The organism is Paracoccus panacisoli (assembly GCF_042435015.1).
In the GTDB taxonomy this organism is placed as follows: Bacteria; Pseudomonadota; Alphaproteobacteria; order Rhodobacterales; family Rhodobacteraceae; genus Paracoccus; species Paracoccus panacisoli.
On sequence record NZ_JBHMQU010000071.1, the window covers coordinates 17949 to 36422 of the forward strand.

At 72.0% G+C, this 18474-nt stretch carries 15 protein-coding genes; 8 read left to right on the forward strand and 7 right to left on the reverse strand.

Annotated features, from left to right (window positions below; genetic code table 11):
- The first annotated feature begins 103 nt into the window (after positions 1-103).
- The gene (locus ACFHYO_RS13305) at positions 104-850 is read left to right on the forward strand and encodes a YebC/PmpR family DNA-binding transcriptional regulator (RefSeq protein ID WP_168782226.1); all 747 of its coding nucleotides are present in this window, start codon (positions 104-106) and stop codon (positions 848-850) included.
- A 46-nt stretch (positions 851-896) separates the two neighbouring features.
- Here ACFHYO_RS13305 and ACFHYO_RS13310 read toward each other — a convergent pair whose 3' ends face one another.
- On the reverse strand, positions 897-2156 hold the full coding sequence (locus ACFHYO_RS13310) for a SulP family inorganic anion transporter (RefSeq protein ID WP_394320997.1): 1260 nt from the start codon (positions 2154-2156) through the stop codon (positions 897-899).
- 49 nt (positions 2157-2205) lie between these two features.
- Between ACFHYO_RS13310 and ACFHYO_RS13315 the strand changes: the two genes are divergently transcribed.
- Complete coding sequence (locus tag ACFHYO_RS13315) at positions 2206-2826, forward strand: LysE/ArgO family amino acid transporter (protein WP_394320999.1); 621 nt, start codon at positions 2206-2208, stop codon at positions 2824-2826.
- A gap of 6 nt (positions 2827-2832) precedes the next feature.
- Here the strand turns inward: ACFHYO_RS13315 and ACFHYO_RS13320 are convergent, their stop codons facing one another.
- From ACFHYO_RS13320 to choX, 3 genes are all read right to left on the reverse strand, one after another.
- On the reverse strand, positions 2833-3816 hold the full coding sequence (locus ACFHYO_RS13320; protein WP_394321053.1) for a quaternary amine ABC transporter ATP-binding protein: 984 nt from the start codon (positions 3814-3816) through the stop codon (positions 2833-2835).
- A 152-nt stretch (positions 3817-3968) separates the two neighbouring features.
- Positions 3969-4823 (reverse strand): choline ABC transporter permease subunit, encoded by an 855-nt coding sequence (gene choW, locus ACFHYO_RS13325; RefSeq protein ID WP_036710883.1) that lies wholly within the window; start codon positions 4821-4823, stop codon positions 3969-3971.
- A gap of 3 nt (positions 4824-4826) precedes the next feature.
- Positions 4827-5807 (reverse strand): choline ABC transporter substrate-binding protein, encoded by a 981-nt coding sequence (gene choX, locus ACFHYO_RS13330; RefSeq protein WP_394321001.1) that lies wholly within the window; start codon positions 5805-5807, stop codon positions 4827-4829.
- 113 nt (positions 5808-5920) lie between these two features.
- Between choX and betI the strand changes: the two genes are divergently transcribed.
- The 6 genes from betI to aroA all read left to right on the forward strand — a co-directional run bounded on the left by betI (position 5921) and on the right by aroA (position 13603).
- Complete coding sequence (gene betI, locus ACFHYO_RS13335) at positions 5921-6490, forward strand: transcriptional regulator BetI (RefSeq protein WP_394321003.1); 570 nt, start codon at positions 5921-5923, stop codon at positions 6488-6490.
- A 516-nt stretch (positions 6491-7006) separates the two neighbouring features.
- Positions 7007-7327 (forward strand): sunset domain-containing protein, encoded by a 321-nt coding sequence (locus ACFHYO_RS13340; RefSeq protein ID WP_394321005.1) that lies wholly within the window; start codon positions 7007-7009, stop codon positions 7325-7327.
- A gap of 91 nt (positions 7328-7418) precedes the next feature.
- Entirely contained in the window at positions 7419-10241 is a 2823-nt protein-coding gene (polA, locus tag ACFHYO_RS13345; protein WP_394321007.1) for a DNA polymerase I, read from the forward strand.
- Positions 10242-10349: 108 nt separating this feature from the next.
- The gene (locus tag ACFHYO_RS13350) at positions 10350-11372 is read left to right on the forward strand and encodes a cation diffusion facilitator family transporter (protein ID WP_394321009.1); all 1023 of its coding nucleotides are present in this window, start codon (positions 10350-10352) and stop codon (positions 11370-11372) included.
- A 74-nt stretch (positions 11373-11446) separates the two neighbouring features.
- Positions 11447-12142 (forward strand): tRNA (guanine(46)-N(7))-methyltransferase TrmB, encoded by a 696-nt coding sequence (gene trmB / locus ACFHYO_RS13355; protein WP_036710755.1) that lies wholly within the window; start codon positions 11447-11449, stop codon positions 12140-12142.
- 129 nt (positions 12143-12271) lie between these two features.
- Entirely contained in the window at positions 12272-13603 is a 1332-nt protein-coding gene (gene aroA, locus ACFHYO_RS13360) for a 3-phosphoshikimate 1-carboxyvinyltransferase (RefSeq protein WP_394321011.1), read from the forward strand.
- Between the two features lie 15 nt (positions 13604-13618).
- Here the strand turns inward: aroA and ACFHYO_RS13365 are convergent, their stop codons facing one another.
- The 3 genes from ACFHYO_RS13365 to ACFHYO_RS13375 form a co-directional block, all read right to left on the reverse strand.
- Positions 13619-15181 carry an SAM-dependent methyltransferase gene (locus ACFHYO_RS13365; RefSeq protein WP_394321013.1) on the reverse strand — a complete coding sequence of 521 codons (1563 nt, stop codon included), beginning with the start codon at positions 15179-15181 and terminating at the stop codon, positions 13619-13621.
- A 90-nt stretch (positions 15182-15271) separates the two neighbouring features.
- Positions 15272-16225: an AEC family transporter gene (locus tag ACFHYO_RS13370; protein WP_394321015.1), complete on the reverse strand. Its 954-nt coding sequence runs from the start codon at positions 16223-16225 to the stop codon at positions 15272-15274.
- Between the two features lie 303 nt (positions 16226-16528).
- Positions 16529-18421, reverse strand: coding sequence for a propionyl-CoA synthetase (locus tag ACFHYO_RS13375; protein WP_394321017.1), 1893 nt, complete (start codon positions 18419-18421; stop codon positions 16529-16531).
- Between the last annotated feature and the right edge of the window lie 53 nt (positions 18422-18474).

Below are 18474 nucleotides of genomic sequence, written 5' to 3' on the forward strand. Positions count from 1 at the left end.
CCCGGCGGCGCCCGCCCAAGGCTGTGGCCGGGCCGTCGCAGCCCCGCCGCATCCCCCTTCCGGCGCCCCGCAGGGCGGCGCCGCCGCACAAAGGACGCACCCCATGGCAGGCCATTCCAAATGGGCCAACATCCAGCACCGCAAGGGCAAGCAGGACAAGCTGCGCGCCAAGCTCTTCTCGCGGCTCTCGAAGGAAATCACCGTCGCGGCGAAGATGGGCGACCCGGACCCCGACAAGAACCCGCGCCTGCGGTTGGCGGTGAAAGAGGCCAAGTCGAACTCGATGCCCAAGGACGTGATCGACCGCGCGATCAAGAAATCGCAGGGCGGTGACGCCGAGAACTACGAGGAAATCCGCTACGAGGGCTACGGCCCGAACGGCATCGCCATCATCGTCGAGGCGATGACCGACAACCGCAACCGCACCGCCTCGAACGTGCGGTCGTATTTCACCAAGAACGGCGGCGACCTCGGCCAGACCGGCTCGGTCAGCTTCATGTTCGACCGGGTGGGCGAGATCATGTATCCCGCGAGCGCCGGCGACGCCGACACGGTGATGATGGCGGCGCTCGAGGCCGGGGCCGAGGACGTCGAATCCGACGACGAGGGCCACTGGATCTACTGCGCCGACACCGACCTGAACGAGGTCGCGGCGGCGCTCGAGGCGAGCCTTGGCGAATCCGAGACCGCCAAGCTGATCTGGAAGCCGCAGGCCCCGACCGAGGTCGGCGATCTGGACCACGCGCAGAAGCTGATGAAGCTGATCGACACGCTCGAGGATGACGACGACGTGCAGACCGTCACCGCCAACTTCGACCTGACCGAGGCGGTCGCGGCGCAGCTCGACTGACCTTCGCGGCCGCGCCTGCCCGTCCGGGCGGGCGCGCCGCCACCGCTCAATGCGCGGGCGGCGTCCAGTCCGAGGGCACGTCGCGCCGCGCCAGCCGCAGCGCGAGGCCCGCCCCGACGCCCACGCCGATGGCGATGGTCAGATCGGCCAGCACCGTCAGCCCCAGCGTCAGCAGCAACAGCCCCTGGTCGCCCCGCCGCAGCGCCAGCCGGTGCCGCCATTTCGCTGGCTCGGTCATGTTCCAGGCGGTGAGCAGCAAGAGCCCCGCCAGCGCCGGCATGGCGAGCGCGCCGGCCAGCGGCGCGGCGACCATCATCACGACGAGGATCACCAGCGCGTGCACCAGCCCCGCGACCGGCGTCCGGCCCCCGGCCTTGACGTTGGTGGCCGTGCGCGCGATCGCCCCGGTCGCGGGCAGGCCGCCCATCAGCGCCGAGCCGATGTTGGCCCAGCCCTGCGCCATCAGCTCGGCGTTCGGGCGGTGGCGGCCGCCGATCATCCGGTCCGCGACCAGCGCCGACAGCAGCGACTCGATCCCGGCGAGGAACGCAATGATCAGCGCCGAGGGCAGCAGCTCGACCACCCGGCCGTAGCTCATCTCGGGCAGCGCCGGCATCGGCAGCCGGTCGGGCAGGGCGCCGAAGCGCGAGCCGATGCTGTCCACCCCGAGCCCCAGCGCAAGCGCCAGCGCCGAGGTCGCGCCGACCGCCACGATCAGCCCCGGAAACCGCGGAAAGGCGCGCCGCAGCAGCACGATCAGCGCCATCGTCCCGACCGTGACCCCCAGCGCCGCCGGGTCGATCTGACCCCGCGCGGCCCAGATCGCGCCGAGCTTGGGCAGGAACTCGGCCGGGACATGGGCGAGGTGCAGCCCCAGCGCGTCGGGCAGCTGGCTTGCCGCGATGATGATGCCGATGCCGATGGTGAAGCCGTCGATCACCGGCTCGGGCACCAGCGCGATCAGCCGCCCGGCCCGCAGCGCCCCGGCGATGACGAGGACCACGCCCGCCATCAGCGTGGCGAGGATCAGCCCGTCCTGCCCGTGCGCCGCGACCACCCCCGCGACCACGACGATGAAGGCCCCGGTCGGCCCGCCGATCTGCACCCGGCTGCCGCCGAGGGCCGAGATCAGGAACCCGCCGACGATGGCCGTGACCAGCCCCACCCCCGGCGGCACCCCCGAGGCAATCGCAATGGCGAGGCTCAGCGGGATCGCCACCATCGCCACGGTGACGCCCGCCACCGCATCGGCCAGGAAATCCGCGCCGCGATAGCCGGGCAGGGTGGACAGGATCTTGGGCTTCATGGGACATCCTTCCTCCGGGCCAGCTAAGGCGGCGGAAGGGACAGTTTCAATGGCATTTCAAGAGGCCGCGGCGGGGTCGTTTGCCGCAGGGCTGGGCACGGGGCTGTCCCTGATCGTGGCGATCGGGGCGCAGAACGCCTTTGTCCTCAAGCAGGGGCTGCTGCGCCGGCACGTGTTCGCGGTCTGCCTGTTCTGCGCGCTCTCGGACGCGGCGCTGATCGCGGCCGGGGTGGCGGGGGCGGGGGCGCTGGCGTCGCGGGCGCCGTGGTTCCTGTCGGCGATGCGTTGGGGCGGGGCCGCGTTCCTGATCTGGTACGGGCTGCGCTCGGCGCGGGCCGCGTGGCGGGGCGGCGAGGCGCTGGCGCCCGAGGGGGCCGTGCCGCCCTCGCTCGCGGCAACGCTCGCCACCATCGCGGCGCTGACCTGGCTCAACCCGCACGTCTGGCTCGACACGGTGGTGCTGCTCGGCGCGGTCAGCGCCCAGTCGCCCGACCGCATGGCGTTCGCGGCGGGGGCGATGACCGGGTCGGTGCTGTTCTTCTTCTCGCTGGGCTACGGCGCGCGGCTGCTCGCGCCGGTCTTTGCCCGGCCGGCCGCGTGGCGGGTGCTTGACGCGGCCGTGGCGCTGGTGATGTGGGCCATCGCCGCGACGCTGATCCTCGGCGGCTAGCCCCCCTCAGCCGCGCGGCGCCGACAGCCGCGCCAGCACGCCGGTGCAGGTCACCCGCCCGCCGCCCGCGACCGGCAGCCCCTCGGCCCCCGCGGGCAGCTTCGCCAGCGCCGCCATCACCTCGCGCACCGGCATCGTCGCGGGCAGGGGCACGCCCGGCGCCTCGCCCGGCTCGACCAGATCGGCCGCAGTCAGCACCACCAGCGGGTCCATGTGGGCCACGAAATCGGCCACATAGTCGCTCGCCGGGGCATTGATGATCTGCCGCGCGGTGCCGGTCTGGACGATCCGCCCCCCCTCCATCAGCGTGATCCGGTTGCCGAGCTTGAACGCCTCGTCGAGGTCGTGGCTGACGAACAGGATCGTCCGCCGGGTCCGCGCCTGAAGCTCCAGCAGGTCATCCTGCAACCGCGTGCGGATCAGCGGGTCGAGGGCCGAGAACGGCTCGTCCATCAGCAGGATCGGGGCGCTGGTGGCGAACGCGCGGGCGAGGCCTACGCGCTGTTGCATCCCGCCCGAGAGATCGCCCACCCGCCGCTCGGCCCAGTCGGCAAGGCCCACCGTCTCAAGCTCTTCGTCCACCCGCGCCCGGCGCTGGCGGCGCGACTGGCCGGCCAACTCGAGCCCCAGCCCGACGTTCTCGCGCACCGTGCGCCACGGCAGCAGGCCGAACTGCTGGAACACCATCGCGACATGGCGCAGCCGCAGCTCGCGCAGCGTCTCGCGGTCGGCGTGGGTGACGCTGACGAGCTCATGGCCCATCCGCACCCGGCAGTCGCCGCGCACCACGGGGGTGAGCCCGTTGACCGCCCGCAGCAGAGTCGACTTGCCCGACCCCGACAGGCCCATGAGGACGAGGATCTCGCCCTCGGCCACCTCGAGCGAGCAGTCGTGGACGCCCAGCACCTGACCGGTCGCATCCCGGATTTCGTTCCGGTCGCGCCCGGCGTCGGCCAGCGGCAGGGCGCTGGCCGGGCGGTCGCCGAACATGATCGACACCTTGTCGAAGGCCACCGCCACCGGCGCGGCCGCAGGGCGCGGGGCGGGGCCCGCGGGCCGCGCGCCCGGCCGCAGCGCCTGGGCGCGGGCGGGCAGGGGGGCAGGCGGGATGGCCGTCGCGGCGTCGAGCGTCTGTCTCTGCATCACGGGCGTTTCCTCCGCATGGCGAACATCCGGTCGAGGATGATCGCCACCACGACGATCACGAAGCCGGATTCGAAACCCAGCGCCGTGTTGACGCTGTTCAGGGCCCGCACCACCGGCACCCCCAGCCCCGAGGCGCCGACCAGCGCCGCGATGACCACCATGGACAACGACAGCATGATCGTCTGGTTCAACCCGGCCATGATCTGCGGCAGGGCGCTGGGCAGCTCGACCTTCCACAGAAGCTGGCGGGGGGTGGCGCCGAAGGCGCGCGCCGCCTCGACCAGCGCGGGCGGGGTGGTCGAGACGCCGAGCCAGGTCAGCCGGATCGGCGCGGGCAGGACGAAGATGACCGTGGCGATCAGCCCCGGCACCATGCCGATGCCGAAGAACACGATCGCCGGGATCAGATAGACGAAGGTCGGCAGCGTCTGCATCAGGTCCAGCAGCGGCTGGACATAGCGGTAGAGCCGCGGCCGGTGCGCCAGCGCGATCCCCGCCGGCACGCCGACCGCCATGCAGACGACGCAGGCCGACAGCACCAGCGTCAGCGACTGCATGGTGGCGTCCCAGTAGCCCTGGTTGAGGATGAACAGGAACCCCACCGCGACCCACAGACAGGTCCGCCAGCTGCGTCGCAGCCCCCAGGCCAGCGCCACCGCGATCGCGGTGAAGACCAGCGGATGCGGCAGCTCGAGGATCGTCTGGATGCCGGCGATCAGCCGGTCGAGCGCCAGCGCCACCGCGTCGAACAGCGGGCTCGCATGGGCCTTGAGCCAGTCGAACCCGAGCTTCGCCGACCGCCCGACCGGCAGCTTGTGGTCCGTCAGAAGGGCGGTCAGCGGCTCGAGCATGGATCAGTCCCCGAGCTTGTCCGACAGCGCCGCAACCGCGTCGCCGCCGTCGGCGGTGGTGACCCCCGCGACCCACGCCTTGGCGGTGTCGGGGTGGGCGCGCAGCCAGGTCTCGGCGGCCTTGGCAGGCTCGGCGGCGTCGTTCAGGATCGCGCCCATGATCTCGTTCTCCATCTCGAGCGTGAACTCGAGGTTCTGGAGGAACCGGCCCACGTTCGGGCACTCGGTGACGTAGCCCGCGCGGGTCGTGGTCCGCACCTTGGCGCCGCCGAGGTTGGGCCCGAAGATGTCGTCGCCGCCGGCGAGGTAGGTCAGGGCGAACTGGGTGTTCATCGGATGCGGCTCCCACCCGAGGAACACCACCGGCTCACCGGCTGCATCGGCGCGGGCGACCTGCGCCAGCATCCCCTGCTCCGAGCTTTCCACGATCTCGAAGGTGCCGAGCCCGAACTTGTCCTGCGCCACCATGTCGAGCAGCAGGCGGTTGCCGTCGTTGCCCGGCTCGATCCCATAGATCTTGCCGGCGAGCTGGTCCTTGTGGGCGGCGATCGCGGCGAAGTCGGTGATCCCCAGATCGGCGCCGGCCTTGTTGGTGGCGAGCGTGTACTTGGCCCCGGTCAGGTTGGTGCGGACCGTGTCGACGGTCTTGCTGTCGGTGTAGGGCTTCAGATCCGCCTCCATCGACGGGTGCCAGTAGCCGAGGAACACGTCGAGATCGTCGGTGGAGAGCGCCGAGAAGGTGACCGGCACGGACAGCACCTTGACCTCGGGCTGATAGCCGAGCGCGCTCAGTACCGTCGTGGCCAGCGCCGTCGTCGCGGTGATGTCGGTCCAGCCCACGTCAGAGAAGCGCACGGCCTTGCAGGAGGCCGGTTCGGGGGCGGCGGCCGGGGCCGGGGCGGCGGGGGTCTGGGCGGCGAGGGGCTGGGCGGCAAGCGGCAGCGCCGCGGCGGCCAGCACGAGGAAGGTGGAACGGAGGGTCATCGCCTGTTGGTCCTTTTCGTCTTGGCCGGGCGGGCCGCGTTTTTATTGATTGACGAGTCAATCAAGGACGCGGTATCCACTCGGCGCGGAGTGATTCTGCCGAGGGGCCAGTTATGCCCAAAATCGGGGCCGTGGCCAGCCGGAAGGCGGCGCTCGTCGATGCGGCCATTGCCGCAGTCGGCCGATCCGGCACCGGTGACGTGACGGTCGCCGCCATCGCCCGCGAAGCGGGAATGTCGCCCGCGCTCGCCCACCACTACTTCGGCTCGAAGACCCAGATGCTGACCGCAGCCATGCGTCACATTTTGGCGACCTATGGCGCCAAGGTCCGCGCCGCACTCGCCGAGGCGCCGCCCGACGCCCGGGCCGAGGCGATCGTCGCCGCGAGCCTCTCGGCCGATCACTTCGACCACGACACCATCGCCGCCTGGCTGAACTTCTACCCCCTCGCCGTGACCGAGCCCGAGGCCGCGCGTCTGCTGGCGATCTATCACCGCCGGCTGCGGACCAACCTCACCCACGCCCTGCGCCCCCGCGCAGGTGCCGACGCCCCGCGCCTGGCCGAGACGCTCGGCGCGCTGATCGACGGCGTCTATCTGCGCGCCGTGGTAGACGCCCGCGGCCCGAGCCCCGACGACGCGCACGGCATGGTGCGCCGCTGGCTGGACGACGCGCTGCGGTGACGGGCGAGCCCGGATGGGTAACTGAGCCAGAAAGAACGCAGGGGGGCTTCTTTCTTGCCCAACTACCCAAGCCGCTTCTCCCGCGCGATTCCCGGGCATTTGAGCGATCCACCCCGCCACCCCCACCTTGAACAAACGGTAAACGAACCCTTAACTTAACGGAATGTTAAGGGTCTGTTCGCTCCTCTTTCTGCTCGCCACTCCGGCCCTCGCCGGTCCGCTGACCGGCACCGCCCGGATCATCGACGGCGACACGCTGGGTCTCGCCACGCCGGGGGGCGAGGCGATCATCCGCTTGCACGGGATCGACGCGCCGGAACGTGGCCAGAGCTGCGCCGACGCCGCAGGCGACGCCTATCCCTGCGGCGTGCGGGCGACCGAGGCGCTGGGCGCGCTGGTCGGGCGGGCGCGGGTGACGTGCGAGCCGCTGGACATGGACCGGCACGAGCGCATCGTCGCGCGCTGCGCTGCGCGGCGCGGGGGCGCGATCTGGGCCAGGCGATGGTCGCGGCCGGCATGGCCCGCGCCTATCTGCGCTACGCCACCGACTATCTGCCCGACGAAAACGCGGCCCGCGCCGCCCGCCGCGGCCAGTGGGCCGGCGAGGCCGAAGAGCCCGCGCTCTACCGCCTCGCCCGCACGACCCATGCCGCACCGCCCGCCGAGGGCCCGGGCGACTGCACGATCAAGGGCAACATCTCGACCGGCGGCCGCATCTACCACCTGCCCGGCGGGCGCTGGTACGACCGGACCGCCATCGACCCGGCCGTCGGCGAGCGCTGGTTCTGCTCACCGGCCGAAGCCGAGGCTGCCGGCTGGCGCGCCGCCCGCGGCTGAGCCCCACCCCCCGCGACGTTTGCGCCCCCGCCCGGCGCGTGGCAGAACGACCCCACACCAGCTCTCCCCCTCTGCCCAAGGACTCCCCGCGATGAACGACGCCTCCGGTACCAATGACGCGGGCTTCGGCAAGGGCAGCCACCTGCATCTCATCGACGGCTCGGCCTTCATCTTCCGCGCCTACCACGCCCTGCCGCCGCTGACCCGCAAGTCCGACGGCCTGCCCATCGGCGCGGTGGCGGGGTTCTCGAACATGCTGTGGAAATACATCGAGGAGGCCCGCGGCGCCGACGCCCCCACCCATGCGGCGGTGATCTTCGACCATTCGTCCAAGACCTTCCGCAACGAGATCTACAGCGACTACAAGGCCAACCGCCCCGAGCCGCCGGACGAGCTGAAGCCCCAGTTCCCGCTGACACGCGAGGCGACCCGCGCCTTCAACGTCGCCTGCATCGAGATCGCGGATTTCGAGGCCGACGACATCATCGCCACCCTCGCCTGCCAGGCGCGCGCGCTGGGCGGCCGGGTCACGATCATCTCCTCGGACAAGGACCTGATGCAACTCGTCGGCGACGGCGTCGAGATGCTCGACCCGATCAAGAACCAGCGCATCGGCCGCGACGAGGTGTTCGCCAAGTTCGGCGTCTACCCCGAGCGCGTGGTGGACGTGCAGGCGCTGGCCGGCGACAGCATCGACAACGTCCCCGGCGCGCCCGGCATCGGCATCAAGACCGCCGCCCAGCTGATCGGCGAGTATGGCGACCTCGAGACGCTGCTGGCCCGCGCGGAAGAGATCAAGCAGCCCAAGCGCCGCCAGACGCTGATCGACCATGCCGAGCAGATCAGGGTCTCCAAGCGCCTCGTGCAGCTCGACTGCGAGACCCCCATCGACTTCGCCATGGCGACGCTCGAGGTCACCGACCCCGACCCCGCGACGCTGATGGAGTTCCTCAACCGGATGGAGTTCCGCACCCTGACCAACCGGGTGGCCGAGCGCTTCAAGGCCGAGGCGCCCGAGCCGGTCGCCCCGCCGCCCGAGCAGGCGTCGCCTGCCGCGCCCGAGTTTCCGCCGGTCAACTGCGCCGACTACGTCACCATCACCGACGAGGAGACGCTGGCCCGCTGGATCGCCGCGATCCGGCAGAAGGGGGCGGTGGCGCTCGACACCGAGACGACCAGCCTCGACGAGATGCAGGCCGAGCTGGTGGGGATCTCGCTCTGCCCGGACGTAGGGCTCGCGGCCTATGTGCCGCTCGGCCATGTCGAGGGCGCCGCGGACCTCTTCGGCCGCGGCAGCCGCGCCGCGGGGCAGATCCCGATGGACCGGGCGCTCGCACTTCTCAAGCCGATGCTCGAGGATCAGGCGGTGCTGAAGATCCTGCACAACGCCAAGTACGACTGGAAGATCCTCGCCCGCCACGGCATCCGCATGGCGCCGGTCGATGACACCATGCTGATGAGCTATGCGCTCAACGCCGCGCTGCACAATCACGGCATGGACGAGCTGGCCGACACCTACATCGGCCACCGCTGCCAGCCGATCAAGGAGCTGATCGGCTCGGGCAAGTCGCAGATCAGCTTTGCCCAGGTGCCGATCGACGCGGCCACCCGCTACGCCGCCGAGGACGCCGAGATCACCTGGCGGCTCTGGCAGCATTTCCGCCCGCAACTGCCCGCGGCGGGGGTGACGACGGTCTATGAGACGCTGGAACGCCCGATGATCGAGGTGCTGGCGGGGATGGAGATGGCGGGGGTCGAGATCGACGCCGCCCATCTGCGGCGGATGTCGGGGGCCTTCGCGCAGAAGATGGCGGCGCTCGAGGACGAGGCCTACGGGCTCGCCGGGGGCAAGTTCAACCTCGGCTCGCCCAAGCAGCTGGGCGAGATCCTGTTCGGCCAGATGGGGCTGACCGGGACCAAGGCGGGCAAGTCCGGGGCGCTCTCGACCTCGGCTGACGTGCTCGAGGACATGGCGGCCGAGGGACACGAGCTGCCCGCCCGCATCCTCGACTGGCGGGCGCTCTCGAAGCTGAAATCGACCTATACCGACGCGCTGCCGACCTATGTAAACCCCGAGACGGGGCGGGTCCACACCTCGTATTCCATCGCCGGGGCCTCGACCGGGCGGCTCGCCTCGACCGATCCGAACCTGCAGAACATCCCCGTGCGCACCGACGAGGGCCGCCGCATCCGCGAGGCGTTCCTCGCGCCCGCGGGCAAGCGGCTGGTCTCGCTCGACTATTCCCAGATCGAGCTGCGCATCCTCGCCCATATCGCCGACATCCCGGCGCTGAAACAGGCCTTCGCCGAGGGCATCGACATCCACGCCATGACCGCCAGCCAGATGTTCGGCGTCCCGGTCGAGGGGATGGACCCGATGATCCGCCGGCAGGCCAAGGCGATCAACTTCGGCGTGATCTACGGCATCTCGGGCTTCGGCCTCGCCCGCAACCTGCGGATTCCGCGGGCCGAGGCGCAGGCCTTCATCGACACCTATTTCGAGCGCTTCCCCGAGATCCGCGCCTACATGGACGCAACCACCCGGCAGGCGAAGGCGCAGGGCTTCGTGCGCACGCTCTTTGGGCGGCGCATCCACACGCCCGGCATCTCCTCGTCGGGGCCCGCGGCGGCAGGCGCGCGGCGGGCGGCGATCAACGCGCCGATCCAGGGGACGGCCGCCGACATCATCCGCCGGGCGATGATCCGGATGCCCGCCGCGATCGAGGGGCTGCCTGCGCGGATGCTGCTGCAGGTCCACGACGAGCTGGTGTTCGAGGCCGACGAGGGCGCCGTCGAGCCCCTCATCGCCGTCGCGCGCGAGGTGATGGAGGGCGCCGCCGCCCCTGCCGTCCACCTGACCGTACCGCTGGTGGTGGACGCCGGCGCCGGCGCGACCTGGGCCGAGGCGCATTGAGCCGGGCGGCGTCCCTGCGCGGGACCCAAGCGGGCGCGAGGGCGCCCCGCGCGCTCCCTCCGACATCGCGCGGGTCGCGCTGCGGCCTGCCGCACGAGGGCCGATCCAATGCCGCATGACCACGCCCATCACCGGCACGGCGCCCACGGCCACGGCACGCACGGGCACGCCCACGGCGCCGAGGGCCTTGGCGACCGGGCGCTCCTCTGGGCGGTGGTCATCAACCTCGTGCTCACCGCGGCCCGGATCGGCGGCGGCCTCGTCGCCGATTCGGTCGCGCTCGTGGCGGACGGGGTGCACAACCTCTCGGACGCGCTGGCGCTGGTGCTGGCCTTCGGCGCCCGCCGCCTCGCCGCCCGGCCCGCGAGCCGGTCGATGACCTTCGGCTGGGGCCGGGCCGAGATCGTCGCGGCCTTCGTCAATTACCTCGCGCTGATCGCGGTGTCGGTCTGGCTGATGGTCGAGGCCGCGGGCCGCCTGGCCGACCCGCCGCCGGTCGCGGGCGGGGTGGTGATGGCGCTGGCGGGGCTGGCGCTGGTCGTGGACCTCGGCACCGCCTGGCTGACCGCGCGGCTGGCGCGCGAAAGCGTCAACATCCGCGCCGCCTGGCTGCACAACCTCGCCGATGCGGCGGTGTCGGTCGCGGTGCTGGTCGGCGGCGCGCTGATCCTCGCCTTCGGCTGGCGGCTCGCCGACCCGATCCTGACGCTGCTGATTTCGGTGGTGATCCTGTGGCACATCCGCGGCGAGATCGGCGGCGTGCTGCGGATGCTGCTGTTGGGCGCGCCCGAGGGCGTGGACGACGCGGCGCTGCGCGCCGGCCTCCTGGCGCTGCCGGGAGTCGAGGGGCTGCACCACCTGCACCTGTGGCAGATCGACGAGCGCCGCGTCTCGGCCGAGATGCACCTCGTGCTCGCGCCCGACACCGACCCTTTCGCCGCCCGGGTCGCCGCCCGCCGGGTGCTCGCCGCCCACGGCGTCCACCATGCCACCATCGAAACCGAGACCGCCGCCACCGGCTGCGCCGAGGCGGGGACCGGGGCCGACCCCCACGATCACGACCACGATCACCCCCACGACCACGGCCACGACCACCCCCACGGCGCCTTACCCCGCCTGCATCGCGCTTGACCTCGCGCCCGCGGCGCGGCATCGCCCCGGACCAACGATCCGGCCACGCGCGACCTGGCCATGAGGACCCGGCCATGAGCGACTTCGACCCGACCCCCCCGCACCGCAACTTCTACGGCCGCCGGCACGGCAAGACCCTGCGGCAGAGCCAGAAGGGCTACCTCGCCGACGACCTCGGCACGCTGCGCCCGCGCGGCATCACCCTGGACGAGAACCCCGCCCGCACCCCCATCGACCCCGCCTCGATCTTCGGCGATGAGCGGCCGGTCTGGCTCGAGGTCGGCTTCGGCGGCGGCGAGCACATGGTGGCGATGGCCGCGCGCTACCCCGAAATCGGGATCATCGGCTGCGAGCCCTTCATCAACGGCGTCGCCATGCTGCTGGGCAAGATCCGCGCGGCCGGCGTCACCAACGTCTCGGTCCACCCGGGCGATGCCCGCGACCTGATGGACGTGCTGCCCGACGCGTCCGTGGCGCGGGCGTTCCTCAACTATCCCGACCCCTGGCCCAAGGCCCGCCACCACCGCCGCCGCTTCGTGACACCCGAGCACCTCGTGCCGCTCTACCGCGTCATGGCGCCCGGCGCCGAGTTCCGCGTGGCGACCGACATCCCCGACTACATGCGCCAGACCCTCGAGGAGGTTCAGAAGGCCGGCTTCACCCTCGTCTCGGACGGCCCCGGGGCGTGGGACGATTGGCACTCGACCCGCTACGAGCAGAAGGCCCTGCGCGAGGGGCGGGTGCCGCATTACGCGACCTTCCGCCGCTGACGCGAACGCCCCAAGGGGACGCCGCTTCCGCGGCGTGCCTCCGGCGGGGATATTTGGGCAAGAAAGAAGGGGCGTGGCATTGCCCCCGCCGGCACGGTAACGCTGTCGGCCAACGTCAGGAGGCCGCTCATGTCCCATTCCGCCGATCCCCACCCGCTCACCGCCCGCCGCGGCGGCCCGCTGACCGGCGCGGCGCTCGTGCCCGGCGACAAGTCGGTGAGCCACCGGGCGCTGATCCTCGGCGCGCTGGCGGTGGGCGAGACGCGGATCACCGGCCTGCTGGAAGGGCAGGACGTGCTCGACACCGCCAGCGCCATGCGCGCCTTCGGGGCCGAGGTGACGCGGGTGGGCGAGGGCGAGTGGGTCGTCCACGGCGTCGGCGTCGGCGGCTTTGCCGAGCCTGCGGGCGTGATCGACTGCGGCAACTCGGGGACCGGGGTGCGGCTCATCATGGGGGCGATGGCCACCACCCCGATCACCGCGACCTTCACCGGCGACGCGAGCCTCTCGCGCCGCCCGATGCGCCGCATCACCGACCCGCTGGCGCTGTTCGGGGCCGAGATCACCGCGCGTGAGGGCGGGCTGCTGCCCGTCACCATCCGCGGCGCAGCCGAGGCGCTGCCGGTGCGCTACGCCACCCCCGTCGCCAGCGCCCAGATCAAGTCGGCGGTGCTGCTCGCCGGGCTGAACGCCCCCGGCGAGACCGTGGTAATCGAGGCCGAGCCGACCCGCGACCACACCGAGCGGATGCTCGCGGGATTCGGCGCGCAGATCACCACCGAGGTCACGGACGAGGGCCAGGTCATCACCCTGACCGGGCGCCCCGAGCTTGTGGCCCAGCCCGTCGCCGTGCCGCGCGACCCGTCCTCGGCGGCCTTTCCCGTCGCCGCCGCGCTTCTGGTGCCGGGGTCCGAGATCACAGTGCCGGGGGTCAGCCGCAACCCGACCCGCGACGGGTTCTACGTCACCCTGGCCGAGATGGGCGCCGACCTGACCTGGTCCGACGACCGCCTCGAGGGGGGCGAGCCGGTCGCCGACCTGACCGTCCGCCACGGCCCGCTGCGCGGCGTCGCCGTGCCGGCCGAGCGGGCGGCGAGCATGATCGACGAGTTCCCGATCCTCGCCGCGCTCGCCGCGCGGGCCGAGGGCACCACGGTCATGCACGGCGTGGCCGAGCTGCGGGTCAAGGAGAGCGACCGCATCGCCGCGATGGCCGACGGCCTGCGCGCCAACGGCGTCAGGGTCGAGGATACCGCCGACAGCCTGACCGTCCACGGCATGGGCGCGGTGCCGGGCGGGGCGACGGTCGCCACCCACCTCGACCACCGCATCGCGATGAGCTTCCTCGTCCTCGGCCTCGTCAGCGACGCGCCGATCACCGTCGATGACGGCGGCCCGATCGCCACCAGTTTCCCCGACTTCCTGCCGCTGATGCAGCGGCTCTGGGCCGACATCGGCTGACCCGGGGCGCGGGGGTCAGCCCCGCACCGCCTCGATCAGCGCAAGATCGGTGCGGCTGCCCGGGATCGCGCGCCGCAGCGTGACCTCGCGCAGATCGAACCCCGCTGCCACCAGCTCGGCCTCGAGGTCGCCGCGCGTCCCGTGCGGCGCGTCGGGGTCCACCACCCGCCCCTCGGACAGCGGCCACAGCGCGTCGCTGCCCGGCACGAGATCGACGGTCAGGACCAGCAGGCCGCCGGGCCGCAGCAGCGCCGCGATCCGGGCGATGGCCGCGCGCCGCACCTCGGCCGGCAGATGCTCGACCACGCTGACCGAGCAGGCGGCGTCGAAGGGGGCCGCGCCCTCCAGCGCCTCGACCGGCGCGTTGATCGAGGTGATGCGGGGGTCGAGCGCGCCGTAGTCGAGAAACCCCCACTCGGTCCAGCGGCTGCGGTCGGCGGGGTCGCGGTGCAGCGGATGCGGGTCGCAGGTCGTCACGCAGGCGCCGATCCCGGCCAGCCACAGCGGCAGCACCGAGACGCCCGACCCGACCTCGAGCACCCGCGCGCCGCCGGTGTGGCGCAGCCGTGCCGCCACCCACGGGTATTCCAGCGTGCGGATCACGGTCGCCGGAAAGAACCCCAGCCGGTCGCGGCTCAGCGCCACCAGCGCCGTGAGCAGCTCTGGCGTCGGCGTCGCGGCCAGCCCCCAGGCCAGCGCGCCGGGGCCGATGTCATGCGGGTTCGCCGTGCCCCCGCCCGCGGCCCGCAGCCGCGCCGTCGCGGCCGTGAGCGGGGCGTCGATCCAGTCCACCCCGATCGCCCTCGGCAGCCCGTCCTCAGTCACGCGGTCGTGGTAGTGGATGATCTGCGGGGCGACCGGCGCCCGCCCGGCATAGGCCTCAACCGGCAGGTTGGTGGTCAGGTTGTGCGCGATCCCCAGCGGCGAGAAGCCGAGGCCCAGCTCCTCCATCGCCAGCACGAAGCCCAGCTGGTCGGCGTGCAGGGTGAAGCGGCCGAGCAGCCCGGCCTGCGCGAGGCACCAGCGCGTCCAGCGCGGCCACGCCTCGGCCAGCGCGTCCGCCGCGCCGTGCTGGAGGAGGTAGAGCCCGCCGTTGCAGTTCAGCGGATGGGTCCGCTCGTCGTCGTTGAAGGCGGGGGCGACGAGCGGCGGCAGGGCGCGGCCCGCGGCCGCCCACAGTTGGGCGAGCAGCGGCGCGGGCGGGTTCGCGCGGTCCACGATCTTGGCCCGCACCGGGGCCTCGTCGAAGAACCCGCGCGGATCGGCCAGCACCAGCAGGTCGGCATCGCAGAGGATTACCCGGCGGGCCGCCCGGATCTCGGGCGTCTCGAGCTGGCGCAACTTGTTCGACCACGCCGCCGGCCCCTCACCGAAGGCGGCGACCGGGCGGATCTCGGCCCCGAGCCGGCGCAGCGGGTCGAAGCGTGGATCGTCGGCAGGCTGGTCCACCACGTGGACGAGGATGCGGTTCTCGGCATCCGCGACGAAGCCCGCCGCCCTGAGCGAGGTGAGAAGCGTCTCCGCCTGGGTCAGGAACTTCGGGGCCCGATCGACGACGCAGGACAGGATGAGGGACATCGGCGACCTATCGGACGGGCAGGGGGCAGCTGTAGCGCAAGCTCTGCCACGCGCGCCCGGCGCCGTCCATCGCCCGCGCCGGCCCGCGGTTCAGGCCGGCAGCACGGCGGCCGCCAGCGCCGCGGACAGCGGGATCGCGAGCCCCGCCAGCAGCGTCTGCAGCGCGATGATCGAGGCCATCAGCCGCGCGTCCCCGCCCAGTTGCCGCGACAGGATATAGCTCGACGAAGCGGTGGGCAGGCTGTGAAACAGCACCGCCACCAGCGCCGCCGGACCGCCCAGACCGGCGGCGAGGCAGGCCGCGACGGTGATCGCCGGCAGCAGCACGAACTTCACCGCCGAGGCGGCGAGCGTCGGCCCGAGGTCACGGCTCAGCGTGCCCAGCTGCAGCGCCGCGCCGACGCACATCAGCCCCATGGGCAGCGCCGCCTGTCCCAGCGCCCGCAGCGTGCCGTCGATCCCCGGCGGCAGCCCGAGCCCGGTGGCCTGCAGCGCCCCGCCGACCGCGCAGGCGAGGACGAGCGGGTTCGTCGCCACCTGCCGCAGCACCAAACCCAGTCCCCGCCCCAGTCCCCGTCGCGCGCCGCCGTAGCGCGCGAAGACCAGCACCGACAGCACGTTGACGGTCGGCACGATGGCGGCGTTGGCGACGGCGGCGAGGGCGGTGCCCTCGGCCCCGTAAAGCCCGGTGGCGAGCATCACGCCGACGTAGTTGTTGAACCGGACCGCGCCCTGGAAGACCGAGGTGAAGCCGGCGTCATCGACCGCCACGAGCCGTCGCCCCGCGACCACCAGCGCCGCGGTCAGCACCACCGCGCCGACCAGCACCGCGAAGATCCGCGCCACCGGCACCCCGCTCATGTCGGCGGTGGCGAGCCCGTGGACGAAGAGCGCGGGCAGCAGCACGTAGTAGCTGAGCCACTCCGCCGGGCCCCAGAACCCTTCGGGCATCAGCCCCCGCCGCCGCAGCCCCCAGCCGAGCGCGATGAGCAGCCCGGCCGGCGCCAGCGCGGCGACGACGGCGGTGGTGGTGGCTACCGCCATGATGTCGGTGTGGTCATGGCGCCTCTCCCCGGCCCGCTCCCCGCCTCGGTAGGCCGGGAGGGGCAGGGTGGCAAGGCGGGGCAGGGGCGGGGTTCGGGGAAGGGGTGTCAGTGACGCCCTTCAGCGCGGGTTACACGTCAGCCGGGCCCGACGAGACCCCGCGCCGGGTCACACGGACAGCTTCTTCCTAGCCCAATCGCCGTCGAAGCTTGCCACCCTGCCGGCCGCACGAGGAAAGACGTCCCGACCCCGGCGCGGCCCATCAAGCCGCGCCGACACCCGAAGCTTCGCCGCGGCGCCCGATCAGGCCTGCGCCAGTCCCGCGCCTTCCAGCGCCGAGCGGATCTCGTCGAGCACCGCCGGGTCCTCGATCGTCGCCGGCATCTTGAACGTCTCGCCGTCGGCGATCTTCACCATCGTCGCGCGCAGGAATTTGCCCGAGCGGGTCTTCGGCAGCCGGTCCACGACGATCGATTCCTTGAACGCGGCCACAGGCCCGATCCGGTCGCGGACCATCTTGACCACGTCCTTGCGGACCTTGTCGGCCTCGCCCTCCATGCCCTTCTTGAGCACTAGGAACCCGAGCGGCATCTGCCCCTTGAGGCTGTCGGCCACCCCGATCACCGCGCATTCCGCGACCGCGGGGTGCGAGGACAGCACCTCCTCCATCGCGCCGGTGGAAAGCCGGTGTCCGGCCACGTTGATCACGTCATCGGTGCGGGCCATGATGTAGAGGTAGCCGTCCTCGTCCAGCATCCCCGCGTCGCCGGTCTCGTAATAGCCGGGGAAGGTGGTGAGGTAGGATTTGCGGAACCGCTCTTCGGCGTTCCACAGCGTCGGCAGCGTGCCGGGCGGCAGCGGCAGCTTGACGGCCACCGCGCCCAGCGTGCCGGGGGGCACGGGATGGCCGGCCTCGTCGAGGATCGCCACCTCGTAGCCCGGCATCGGCACCGAGGGGCTGCCGTGCTTGACCGGCAGCGTCTCGATCCCGAAGGGGTTCGCGGCGATCGCCCAGCCGGTCTCGGTCTGCCACCAGTGGTCGATCACCGGGACGGCCAGATGCTCCTCGACCCATTTCACCGTTTCGGGGTCGGCGCGCTCACCGGCCAGGAACACCGCCTTGAGCGACTTGAGGCTGTAGTCCTTGATGAAGGTGCACTCCGGGTCCTCGCGCTTGACGGCGCGGATCGCGGTGGGGGCGGTGAAGAAGGTCTTGACCTTGTGGTTCTGGATGATGCGCCCGAAGATCCCCGGATCGGGGGTGCCCACGGGCTTGCCCTCGAACACGATGGTCGTGGCCCCGCGCAGCAGCGGGCCGTAGCAGATGTAGCTGTGGCCGACGACCCAGCCCACGTCGGACGCGGCCCAGAACACCTCTCCCGGGTCGATCCCGTAGATGTTCTTCATCGTCCAGTTCAGCGCCACGCAATGCCCGGCGGTGTGGCGCACGACGCCCTTGGGCTGGCCAGTCGTCCCCGAGGTGTAGAGGATGTAGTGCGGGTGGTTGCCCTCGACCGGCACGCACTCGGCCGGCTCGACTCCGAACTGGAAGCTGTGCCAGGCCACGTCGCGGCCCTCGATCAGCTCGGCCACCTCCTGCTCGCGCTGGAAGATCACGCAGAACTCGGGCTTGTGGGTGGCCTCGTCGATGGCCCGGTCGAGCAGCGGCTTGTAGTGCACCACCCGCCCCGGCTCGAGCCCGCAGGAGGCCGCGATGATCGCCTTGGGGGTGCAGTCGTCGATCCGCACCGCCAGCTCGTGCGCTGCAAAGCCCCCGAACACCACCGAATGGGTGGCGCCGAGGCGCGAGCAGGCCAGCATCGCCTCGAGTGCCTCGGGCACCATCGGCATGTAGATGATGACCCGGTCGCCCTTCTCGATCCCCTTGGCGCGCAGCGCCCCGGCAAGGCTCGCCACGCGGGTCTGCAGGTCCTTGTAGGTGATGCCGCGGTAGGAATGGGTGATCGGGCTGTCGTGGATGATGGCCAGCTGGTCGCCGCGCCCCGCCTCGACGTGGCGGTCGACCGCGTTCCAGCAGGCGTTCAGCACCCCGTCCGCGAACCATTCGTAAAGCGGCGCGCGGTCATCGAAGAGCGCCTTCGACGGCGGCTTGATCCAGTCGATTCCCTGCGCGGCCTGCATCCAGAACGCCTCGGGGTCGTTCTTCCACGCAGAATAGACGTCCTGATAACCCATATGACTCACTCCCCCCGGTCTCGTGCCGCGACCAACTGCGGCAGAATTCTAAC

What these genes read in the sequence shown, in the direction of transcription:
- ACFHYO_RS13340 (WP_394321005.1), top strand. Translation starts at nt 7,007, where the DNA reads ATGGCCCGCGCCTATCTGCGCTACGCCACCGACTATCTGCCCGACGAA.
- choW (WP_036710883.1), bottom strand. Translation starts at nt 4,823, where the DNA reads ATGCTCGAGCCGCTGACCGCCCTTCTGACGGACCACAAGCTGCCGGTC.
- ACFHYO_RS13375 (WP_394321017.1), bottom strand. Translation starts at nt 18,421, where the DNA reads ATGGGTTATCAGGACGTCTATTCTGCGTGGAAGAACGACCCCGAGGCG.
- ACFHYO_RS13350 (WP_394321009.1), top strand. Translation starts at nt 10,350, where the DNA reads ATGCCGCATGACCACGCCCATCACCGGCACGGCGCCCACGGCCACGGC.
- ACFHYO_RS13320 (WP_394321053.1), bottom strand. Translation starts at nt 3,816, where the DNA reads ATGTTCGGCGACCGCCCGGCCAGCGCCCTGCCGCTGGCCGACGCCGGG.
- ACFHYO_RS13310 (WP_394320997.1), bottom strand. Translation starts at nt 2,156, where the DNA reads ATGAAGCCCAAGATCCTGTCCACCCTGCCCGGCTATCGCGGCGCGGAT.
- choX (WP_394321001.1), bottom strand. Translation starts at nt 5,807, where the DNA reads ATGACCCTCCGTTCCACCTTCCTCGTGCTGGCCGCCGCGGCGCTGCCG.
- ACFHYO_RS13315 (WP_394320999.1), top strand. Translation starts at nt 2,206, where the DNA reads ATGGCATTTCAAGAGGCCGCGGCGGGGTCGTTTGCCGCAGGGCTGGGC.
- aroA (WP_394321011.1), top strand. Translation starts at nt 12,272, where the DNA reads ATGTCCCATTCCGCCGATCCCCACCCGCTCACCGCCCGCCGCGGCGGC.
- ACFHYO_RS13365 (WP_394321013.1), bottom strand. Translation starts at nt 15,181, where the DNA reads ATGTCCCTCATCCTGTCCTGCGTCGTCGATCGGGCCCCGAAGTTCCTG.
- trmB (WP_036710755.1), top strand. Translation starts at nt 11,447, where the DNA reads ATGAGCGACTTCGACCCGACCCCCCCGCACCGCAACTTCTACGGCCGC.
- ACFHYO_RS13305 (WP_168782226.1), top strand. Translation starts at nt 104, where the DNA reads ATGGCAGGCCATTCCAAATGGGCCAACATCCAGCACCGCAAGGGCAAG.
- betI (WP_394321003.1), top strand. Translation starts at nt 5,921, where the DNA reads ATGCCCAAAATCGGGGCCGTGGCCAGCCGGAAGGCGGCGCTCGTCGAT.
- ACFHYO_RS13370 (WP_394321015.1), bottom strand. Translation starts at nt 16,225, where the DNA reads ATGGCGGTAGCCACCACCACCGCCGTCGTCGCCGCGCTGGCGCCGGCC.
- polA (WP_394321007.1), top strand. Translation starts at nt 7,419, where the DNA reads ATGAACGACGCCTCCGGTACCAATGACGCGGGCTTCGGCAAGGGCAGC.